This window comes from Mordavella massiliensis, assembly GCF_016902415.1.
GTDB classification, from domain to species: Bacteria; Bacillota; Clostridia; order Lachnospirales; family Lachnospiraceae; genus Merdimonas; species Merdimonas faecigallinarum.
This window is the reverse complement of record NZ_JACJLV010000062.1, coordinates 1-9269: the sequence shown is the minus strand read 5'-3', so window position 1 is coordinate 9269 and position 9269 is coordinate 1. Positions and strand designations below refer to the sequence as shown.

The following is a 9269-nucleotide window of genomic DNA, read 5'->3' as shown; positions in this document are numbered from 1 at the left end:
CAGCGTTCATCCTGAGCCAGGATCAAACTCTCGTTAAAAGTTCTCATCCGGTCCAGGAAAAACTACTCGCTTTTCCTATCCCGTTACTTACTGTTTTGGGTTGACATCTCTTGATGTCCATTCTGAATTATTCTTCTCAAAAGAATCTTCAGGGTCGTTGTCTATTATTTAGTTATCAAAGTCCTTGGTTGTCTGTCTCTTGCGAGTCAGCTTAGCTATAATAGCACTCTGAGTCGTTTCTTGTCAAGAACTTTTCCGTAAAAAAAATTGATTTTTTCAATCAATTTTTTCGGGTACAACATCTGTACTTTTTCGTCCCTGACGACCACAAAATCTAGGTCGGACAGACAAACGGAGAAGGAGGGATTTGAACCCTCGCGCCGCTATTAACGACCTACTCCCTTTCCAGGGGAGCCCCTTCGGCCAGCTTGGGTACTTCTCCAAAGCCGCTTCACATTTATTCTCTATGTGCGACTTACAAATAATACTACATTTATTTTTTTTCGTCAAGACCAAATCTATATTTTTCTTTGTTTTTTTGCAAAAGAAGTTAATGATTCATCAGTGCATCTGTCACCAGATCCTCTGTCTCTTTTGCCTCGCTCCATGTACCGTCTTTCTGTTCATAGGTAAGTGTGATCGGCTCCGTTTCTTTTGGCTCTATTTCCCCGATCGCGCCCATGATCACCTCGCCGATCTTCAGATTGATCTCTTCCTCTGTCAGTTCGAGTATTTCTTCCGGAGTTTCCATTATTTCCACTACCGCATTTTCAATGCCGTCTTCTATGTCCTGATAGCTTTTACATGTTAATGTAACATCGGCCTGTGCCGTGTCGCCATCTACCGTCACTTCTCCGACCGTATAGTCAAATCCATCCAGATAAGTCCGCAGATACTCCTCCCCATCAATCCCATAAGGAGCAAATGATTCCTGCGACTGCAAGGACTGTCATCATCCCGCCGGCCAGAAAACGTAGTCTTTTCATCCTCTTTTTCATAATCTTTCTCCTTTTCCTTTGCTCTCTTTTTCTGTAATCCTTCTGCTGAGGAATTACATCTTTTCTCCCGGATATCCTTATGATTAGATTATAAAATACTTTCCGAGACACAGCAAGAAAAATCCCCGGAAGCAGTAAAAGAGACAGATCTTTTGGATCTGTCTCTTTCTTCAAGCGGAGAGGGTGGGATTCGAACCCACGCGCCCTTGCGGACAAACGGTTTTCAAGACCGCCTCGTTATGACCACTTCGATACCTCTCCATTTTCCATAGTGCCGTCTTCTGACGGCAATTGATATTTTATCATACTTGTTTTTTGCCGTCAACCACTAGTTTTTATATTCCGGAACGCAGAAAAACTCTGGCAATCTCCAGGTCTTCCGGCGTTGTGATCTTAATGTTCCGGTAAGAACCTTCAAACAATTTCACCGGTACTTCCATGGTCTTTTCCACTGCCATGGCGTCGTCCGTTACCTCCGAGTGTTCCCGCTCCATCAGGCGGGAGTAGGCTTCGGTGATCAAAGCCGACTCGAACACCTGCGGCGTCTGAATAGTCCACACGTATTTCCGGTCCGGAGTCTCTTTTGCGAATCCCTCTTCATCGGTCAGCTTCACTGTGTCTTTGCTGGGCATGCCGGCCACACAGGCCCGGTATTTCTCTACCGTTTCATAGCCCCTCTCCAGGATTTCCTCATCTGCAAATATCCTGGCTCCGTCATGGATAAAGACATAGCCCTTCCCGGCTGCTTCGCCAAGAGCTCCGCTCTTAATTACCTTCAGACCGTTCCATACGGAATCATATCTTTCTTTTCCTCCGGGAACGATTGCTTTGATCTTTGTAAAATAATATTTCCGGACTATTTCCTGATAGACATAGTCTTCCTGCCCCAGCCCCACGACTAAAACAATGTCGTCGATCACCCGGGAGTCTTCAAACGTCTGCAGGGTATAGTAGATCAGCGGATGCCGGTCCAGTTCAATATACTGTTTCTGCACGGAGGTTCCCATGCGTTTTCCCTGGCCTGCCGCCAGCACAATTGCGGTACAATGCTTTTTTCCCATTCTATCTCTCTCCCAGCTTCAGGTTCGGCACTGCATTCAGATCCCAGCCGCTCCTGGTCCCATTCAGATATTCATAATATGCCGCCACGCCGATCATGGCCGCATTGTCTGTGCAGTAGACCGGGGACGGATAGTAGAACTTTACGCCCCTCTCTTCACAGGCTTCTTTCATGGCCTTCCTGAGTGCAGAATTCGAAGCCACCCCTCCGGCCAGCGCAAACTTGTCCACCTGGTACTCTTCCACTGCGTGCATGGCATTTGCCACCAGCACGTCTGTCACCGCCTTCTGAAAGGAAGCCGCCACATCTGCCTGGCAGTACTCTTCTCCCTTCATCCGGCAGCCGTTGATATAATTCAAAACTGCTGACTTCAGACCGCTGAAGCTGAAATCATAGGGTGCGTCTTCCACGTGTGCCCGCGGAAATGCGATGGCGTCCGGATTGCCTTCTTTTGCCACTTTATCGATCTTCGGACCTCCTGGATACCCAAGGCCGATGGCTCTTGCCACCTTATCAAAGGCCTCTCCTGCCGCATCGTCTCTGGTCCGTCCGATGATGTCAAATTTCCCGTAGTCCTTTACCCGCACCAGATGGGTATGTCCGCCGGATACCACCAGGGAAAAGAAGGGCGGTTCCAGTTCCTTGTGTTCAATAAAGTTTGCGGCAATGTGTCCCTCTATGTGATGAACTCCCACCAGCGGCTTCTTTGCCGCATAGGCAATGGCTTTGGCTTCCGCCACCCCTACCAGCAGCGCCCCTACCAGGCCGGGGCCGTAGGTCACGCCGATCGCGGTAATGTCCGCAAGGGTCACTCCCGCCTCGTCAAGAGCCGCACAGATGACCTGGTTGATCTTCTCAATGTGCTTGCGGGATGCGATCTCCGGCACCACGCCCCCGTACAGGGTGTGAAGCGCGATCTGCGAAGAAATCACATTGGAACATACCTCTCTTCCGTTTTTCACAACGGCAGCCGCCGTCTCGTCACAGGAACTTTCGATCGCAAGGATCAGAACATCCTTCTCCTGATTCATCTGTTCTTTCCGCCTTTCCTTAATCCTCAAAAACCAGTTCTTTGGTGCGCCGGTCTTTTGCGGCAACTGCCCTGGGGAAGATTTCCCGGACAGCGTCCATATATTCTTCCGGATGGGTCAGGGACGGACTGTAATGCGTCAGCCACATTTCCCCTACATCCGCGTCTCTGGCGATTTTTGCCGCCTCATAAAATGTCATGTGCTTATATTCTTTCGCCTTTTTCTGCTTGTCTTTCTCACCGTACATGCCCTCGCAGATAAACAGATCTGCGCCTTTCGCATGCTTTTCGATCGAATCCGTAGGCCTGGTATCTGTGCAGTACGTAAGTTTCAGGCCTTTTCGCGGCGGTCCCAGCACCATGTCCGGCGTATAGACCGTTCCGTCGTCCTCCACCGTTTCTCCCTTCTGCAGGATCCCCCAGTACCTCTGCGGGATCCGGGCGGCATTCGCCCTCTCCACATCAAACTTGCCGGCCCGGTCCACTTCCAGACTGTAGCCATAGCAGAGTACATTGTGGTTGACCCGGAACGCCTTCAGCCGGTAGCCATTCATTTCGAAGGTCTGCTCCGGCTCTGTAATCTCTACATATTTAATCGCAAACGGCAGCTCCGGCGCGATCACACGCAGGGCGTTCACCACCCGCTCCAGCCCTTTTGGCCCGATCAGCGTCAAAGGCTCGGTGCGGTCTGCATTTCCCATGGTAAGCAAAAGACCCGGCAGGCCGCTGATGTGGTCTCCATGGTAATGGGTAAAACAGATCACGTCAATGGGCTTAAAACTCCAGCCCTTTTCTTTGATGGCGATCTGGGTTCCCTCGCCGCAGTCGATCAGAAGACTGCTCCCGTTATATCTTACCAGCAGGGCCGTCAGCCACCGGTAGGGCAGCGGCATCATGCCGCCGGTGCCCAGTAAACATACATCTAACATCTCATCCTCAATCCTCTATCTGAATTTGGAATCCGGATACCAGTTCGTCATAACAATCCTCGCAGAGATCAAAACGATCCACCCGGTTGTCCTTTCTGGAATGGTAGCCCCAGCGCTTTTCCACTTCCAGCACGTCTTCGCCAGGAACCCCTCTGACCACCGGTATCTCTTTTCCACATTTGTTGCAAATAATTTTTTCCAGTTCTTTCGTCTGTCTTTGTTCTGTACAATATTGGCGCATCTTACGTTCCTCCTGTGGCGTTTCCGCCCGTTTTTATCCGCTGCACCTACATTATATCTTTCCTGCCGTGCATTTCCCAGTGGGAACTGCTGTCAGCTTTTCCAGTCTTTCTCTACCGGCCAAGCTCCCGGCTCATCAGCACTGCATCCTCCGCCGGATCCGTATAGTAATCCTTCCGGAGTCCGTCTTCTGTAAATCCTTTCTCTTTATAGAAGGAAATAGCGTCCTGGTTGCTCTCCCGGACCTCCAGCATCAGTTTGTACACATCCGTTTCTTCGCAGACATTTTCCAGCTCCAGGATCATATGACCGGCAACCCCCTGTCTGCGGAATTCTTTCCTGACCGCGATCCTTAAGATCTCGCCTTCCTCCGGCACCAGAGAAGCGATCAGATACCCGATCAGCTCCCGGTCCTTTTTCGCCGTAATGATGACGGTACTCTTCTGTTTCAACGTATCCGCAAGGGAAACCTCGCTCCAGGCATCCGGGAAGATCTCCCGTTCCATTTCCGCGATCTTTCGCAGGTCTTCTTCCCCTGCAAAGCCGGTTTCCAGCGTATCCAGTTCTTCCAGATCCCGGATCAGCGCGTCCACGGCCTCTTCTTTTGTGGCCCAGCTTGTGCAGAAACGTACTGCAGAATGGGTCCTGTCTACTCTCTCCCAGAAATTATAGACATATTTTTCCTTCAACTGCCCCAGATGAGAGTTGGGGATCACAGGAAACTGCTGGTTGGTATAGGAATCAAACAGAAGCGGATATCCCTTTTTCCGGAATGCCTCTTTCAGCTTCATGGCCATCCGGTCCGCGTGATCCGCGATCTGGAAATAGAGCCCGTCTGTAAACAGGGTTTCAAACTGGAGTCCCAGAAGACGCCCCTTCGCCAGCATGGCTCCTTTCTGCTTGATCATGTAACGGAAATCTTTTGCGATGGCAGGATCTGTGATCACCACTGCCTCGCCGAATAGTGCGCCCACTTTCGTTCCGCCGATGTAGAAGACATCCGTATATTCCGCGATCTCCGGAAGCGTCAGGTCGGAAGCTTCCGACATCAGTCCGTATCCCAGCCTTGCCCCGTCCAGGAAAAGAGGCAGCCCCAGCTTCTGGCAGGTCTGGTATAACGCTTTCAATTCCCCTTTGGTGTACAACGTACCATTTTCTGTGGGATGGGAAATGTACACCATCCCCGGCTGTACAATGTGTTCCCGGCTTCCGTCCTTCCAGTGAGCCTCATAGGCCTCACGGACCTGGGATGCCCGGATCTTGCCGTCTGCGCTTGGCAAAGTCAGCACTTTATGGCCGGTGGCTTCCACAGCTCCGGTCTCATGGACGTTAATATGTCCGCTCTCTGCAGACAACACGCCCTGATAGGGCCGCAAAATGGAACTGATCACCGTGAAATTGGTCTGGGTGCCGCCTACCATAAACTGCACATCCGCCTCCGGCGCCTGGCAGGCCTGCCGGATCAGTTCTCTTGCGTGTTCGCAGTATCCGTCCTCTCCGTAGCCAATGGTCTGCTCCAGATTGGTCCGGGTCAGTCTTTCAATAATTTTCGGGTGCGCCCCTTCTGTATAATCACATTGAAACTGTATCATGTTCCATCCGCTCCTTTCTTTCCCGCTCTGCCTGTGATACCCGCAGGTAATCCGGCTTGTGCTCTTCTGCCGTCTGGGTCTTTCCTTCTTTATAATAGATCAGGCCAAGGGCTCCTACTGATGCCGCCCGCTGCCGGTTCATATTGGCCGGCGCGAACCGGATCTTCTCCCCCTTCATGATCTGTGTCTCCAGTACCTCCCGGAAGACCGGCACGCCGTCCCCCAGGAACGTCACTTCTTCTTTGTATGCTTTCAGCTTTTCGCCCAGTTCCTCAATACTGACCGCCATCTGGTCTTCCACCACCGTCAGGTGTTCTCCGTCCTGGAACCGATAGATCCCCGTATAGACCTGTCCTCTTCTGGCATCCATGATGGGGCACACCAGTCCCCCCACGCCGCACAGGTTGTAGGCCAGCCCCTCCAGAGTCGGCACCGGGATCAGCGGTTTTTCAAGCGCCAGGCCCAGTCCTTTTGCGGTGGCCGATCCGATCCGCAGGCCGGTAAAGGAACCGGGCCCCGCCGCCACTGCGACCGCGTCAATGGACGCAAGGTCCAGATCCGTCATCTTTGCCACCTCATCCAGCATCGGCAGCAGCGTCTGGGAATGGGTTTTCTTGTAATTAACCGTATACTCCGCAATGGTGCATGCGTCCGCGTTTCCTTCTTTCCCTTCTACCACAGCCACGCTGGCCACCAGGCCGGAACTGTCCAGTGCTAATACTCGCATATGCTGATCCTCCGATAATCAAATCCTTTTTCCACGTCTTTTTCGATCTTAATTTCCGTATAATGTTCAGGCAGAATCTCCCGGATCAGGTCCGCCCACTCGATCAGACACACACCGTCTCCGTAGATATAATCCTCATATCCGATCTCATCCATCTCTTCCACATCGCCGATCCGGTAGACATCAAAATGATAGAAGGGCAGACGCCCTTCCTCATATTCCTGTACGATCGTAAATGTGGGGCTGCTGACCGGTTCCGTGATCCCAAGTCCTGCCGCCAGGCCCTTGGTAAATACCGTCTTTCCCACGCCAAGATCTCCGATCAGCGTATAGACCTGGCCGGCTCTGGCTTCTTCGCCAAGCCTGCGGCCAAGTTCATAGGTTTCCTTTTCCTGAAATGTCTCTGTTACCATTCTTATCCTCTCTAACCGCCCCGTCCGCCGGGATTATTTCCGGATCTTCACCGCCGATGCCGGCATGTGCTTCCGGATCAGTTCCAGGATCGCGTCCTTTTCTTCCTCAATCTGATCTACCGGAAGGATCACCGCCCGCTTCTCGGCATCATAGATAATAATATTTTTCTTTGTGGCCGCCGCCTTTTTAAACATCTGCCACTCTGCTTTTCCGTTCTCGGAGTCGATGGTTGTCTCGATCCCTTCCTCGTCAAACTTATAATTTACATTTACGGCAAGCCGGTCCGAATCCGCCATCTGCTTTGCCACTTTTTTACGGATGTAGAACGGGAACGCCACAAGGATCAGCAGCGCAAACAACAGAAACAGCGCGGTCATCAGGTAATCCCCTTTCATAATAAAGGCGATGACACACCCCACGTTCAGAGCGCCAAGTCCCAGGGTGATCCTTCCTACAGAACCGGAATAAATATGATAAAACATGAAGTCCGTCATGTTCTCTACATTCATTTTTACATTTACTTCTACCGGCATTTTTGCGCCTCCCTTCTGCCAGGCCAGACTAAATGCCTGCGTATTTTCTTGCCAGTTCCTGCATCTTTTCAAACTGCTGCTCCATCTCCTCTACCAGCCGGAACTGAGTACGGGCGCGCACCAGGTTGTGCTCCGGATATGCAGTCTTAAAATACGTATCCCCCTGAAGATAATCTGTCAGGAAACGCATGCCGCACTCCAGGGTCATCAGCCTTGCGCCCCACGGAAGGCTCTCCACCTCCGCCGGGGTCAGCACCTCGCCTGCCGCCTCCAGGTAACCTCTGACGTAAGCTTCATACAGCTCCAGATCAAAATGCACTAGATCCAGATTCTTCTCATCCTCTGCACCGGTTGTCGCCCCGGACCGGATGGAATCCCCGAAATCATTCGCCGCAAGTCCCGGCATAATGGTATCCAGGTCGATGACGCAAAGACCTTTTCCTGTCTTGCTGTCAAACAAAATGTTATTCAGTTTGGTATCGTTATGGGTCACGCGCAGCGGAAGTACTCCCTCCTCCTGCTGGCTCACCAGTACGCTGCAGTCTTCTTTTCTGTTTTTCACAAATGCGATCTCCGGCTCGCAGGTATGGGCCCGGTTTTTCAGATCCCGGTCCACAGCCACCTGAAATGCCTGATAGCGTTTTGCCGTATGATGGAAATCCGGAATGGTCTCCTTTAAGCCAGACGCCGGATACTCGATCAGCTGCTTTAAGAAATGGCCGAAACTGCTGCCCGCCTCATAGAGCTGTTCCGGATTTTCCACCAGCTGATAGCACTCAGAATCCGGAATGAAATTATAACATCTCCAGGGCTCGCCTTCACTGTCCTCAAAATAATTAAGACCGCTCTTTGTCTTGATATAGGAAAGCGTCTCCCTGTCCGGATCGCCGCCCTCTCTTCGGATCACGCCGCGCATATACTCTGTGACGCCGAAAATATTTTCCATCACTCCTGCCGGATCCTTGAACACATTGCTGTTCACCCGCTGAAGCACATAGGCCAGCACGTCCTCTCCTTCCGGAGACGGCATGTACACCGCGTAGGTCTCATTGATATGGCCTGCTCCAAAAGGTTTCACATAACTGCATCTCGGGCCGAAGCCAAAGGCATAGATCGCGTCCTCCAGATTCCGGTCTGTGACACCGTCAATCTTCCTGCGGGTAGAGAAGATCACTTCTCCTGCCTCCACCTTGCGCTTGGAAGAAATGGTACAGTTCGACTTCACCACACTGCCAAGCCCGATGTGAGCGCCGTTTGCAATATAAGAATCATGGTCGATCACCGCGCCGCTGTTGATCAGCACGCCATGCTCCACCACGGTACGGGTATTGACCACTGCCCGCTGCAGGACAAAACTTCCCTGGCCGATCACCGCGCTGGGGCTCACCACTGCCGAAGGATGGATGATAGCCGGAACCTGGTAGCCCGCCTCCATCAGCTTCTCCGTCCAGTACAGGCGCATGCCGTTGTCCCCAAGGGCCGCCACCGCCGTATCATAAACACCCAGGAAATCCTGGTAATCACAACATTTCCCAACTACATCCGGATCCTTTGCCGCATCATCCAGAAAGGATACCTTCTCATATCCGAGCATCCCGGCAGTCTCCCGGATCATATGTCCAAACCCGCCTGCTCCTAAAATCAATAAACTTTTCATTTGCTTCCCTCGACTCCTAAAATTTGACTACAGCCATTATACCAACTGTGGACAGAAAAAACAATGGGGACGGGGGATTTCCGAAAATC

At 51.8% G+C, this 9269-nt stretch carries 10 protein-coding genes, 2 tRNA genes and 1 pseudogene; all 13 read right to left on the bottom strand.

Annotated elements, in window-relative coordinates; all coding sequences use genetic code 11:
- Positions 1 to 352: 352 nt before the first annotated feature.
- Positions 353 to 442: transfer RNA gene (locus H6A13_RS11930), tRNA-Ser, on the bottom strand.
- A gap of 108 nt (positions 443 to 550) precedes the next feature.
- The gene (locus H6A13_RS11925; RefSeq protein ID WP_204909784.1) at positions 551 to 943 is read right to left on the bottom strand and encodes a hypothetical protein; all 393 of its coding nucleotides are present in this window, start codon (positions 941 to 943) and stop codon (positions 551 to 553) included.
- Between the two features lie 230 nt (positions 944 to 1173).
- Positions 1174 to 1259, bottom strand: a tRNA-Ser gene (locus H6A13_RS11920).
- A gap of 74 nt (positions 1260 to 1333) precedes the next feature.
- Entirely contained in the window at positions 1334 to 2059 is a 726-nt protein-coding gene (ispD, locus tag H6A13_RS11915) for a 2-C-methyl-D-erythritol 4-phosphate cytidylyltransferase (RefSeq protein ID WP_204909783.1), read from the bottom strand.
- 1 nt (position 2060) lies between these two features.
- Positions 2061 to 3089, bottom strand: coding sequence for a tRNA (adenosine(37)-N6)-threonylcarbamoyltransferase complex transferase subunit TsaD (gene tsaD, locus H6A13_RS11910; protein ID WP_204909782.1), 1029 nt, complete (start codon positions 3087 to 3089; stop codon positions 2061 to 2063).
- A 19-nt stretch (positions 3090 to 3108) separates the two neighbouring features.
- The gene (locus H6A13_RS11905; protein WP_204909781.1) at positions 3109 to 4017 is read right to left on the bottom strand and encodes a ribonuclease Z; all 909 of its coding nucleotides are present in this window, start codon (positions 4015 to 4017) and stop codon (positions 3109 to 3111) included.
- Between the two features lie 7 nt (positions 4018 to 4024).
- Positions 4025 to 4258: a hypothetical protein gene (locus H6A13_RS11900; RefSeq protein WP_204909780.1), complete on the bottom strand. Its 234-nt coding sequence runs from the start codon at positions 4256 to 4258 to the stop codon at positions 4025 to 4027.
- Between the two features lie 112 nt (positions 4259 to 4370).
- Entirely contained in the window at positions 4371 to 4772 is a 402-nt protein-coding gene (gene rimI / locus H6A13_RS13355) for a ribosomal protein S18-alanine N-acetyltransferase (RefSeq protein WP_338043072.1), read from the bottom strand.
- Between the two features lie 48 nt (positions 4773 to 4820).
- Positions 4821 to 5849: pseudogene (locus tag H6A13_RS11895) on the bottom strand (threonine aldolase family protein); the annotation flags it as partial.
- Positions 5830 to 6576 (bottom strand): tRNA (adenosine(37)-N6)-threonylcarbamoyltransferase complex dimerization subunit type 1 TsaB, encoded by a 747-nt coding sequence (gene tsaB / locus H6A13_RS11890; protein ID WP_204909778.1) that lies wholly within the window; start codon positions 6574 to 6576, stop codon positions 5830 to 5832. The pseudogene H6A13_RS11895 and the gene tsaB, both read right to left, overlap by 20 nt.
- Positions 6564 to 6989 carry a tRNA (adenosine(37)-N6)-threonylcarbamoyltransferase complex ATPase subunit type 1 TsaE gene (gene tsaE, locus H6A13_RS11885; RefSeq protein ID WP_204909777.1) on the bottom strand — a complete coding sequence of 142 codons (426 nt, stop codon included), beginning with the start codon at positions 6987 to 6989 and terminating at the stop codon, positions 6564 to 6566. Before tsaE ends, tsaB begins: the two co-directional genes overlap by 13 nt.
- A gap of 33 nt (positions 6990 to 7022) precedes the next feature.
- On the bottom strand, positions 7023 to 7523 hold the full coding sequence (locus H6A13_RS11880) for a YcxB family protein (RefSeq protein ID WP_204909776.1): 501 nt from the start codon (positions 7521 to 7523) through the stop codon (positions 7023 to 7025).
- 28 nt (positions 7524 to 7551) lie between these two features.
- Entirely contained in the window at positions 7552 to 9180 is a 1629-nt protein-coding gene (locus tag H6A13_RS11875; protein WP_204909775.1) for a phosphotransferase, read from the bottom strand.
- Positions 9181 to 9269 lie beyond the last annotated feature (89 nt).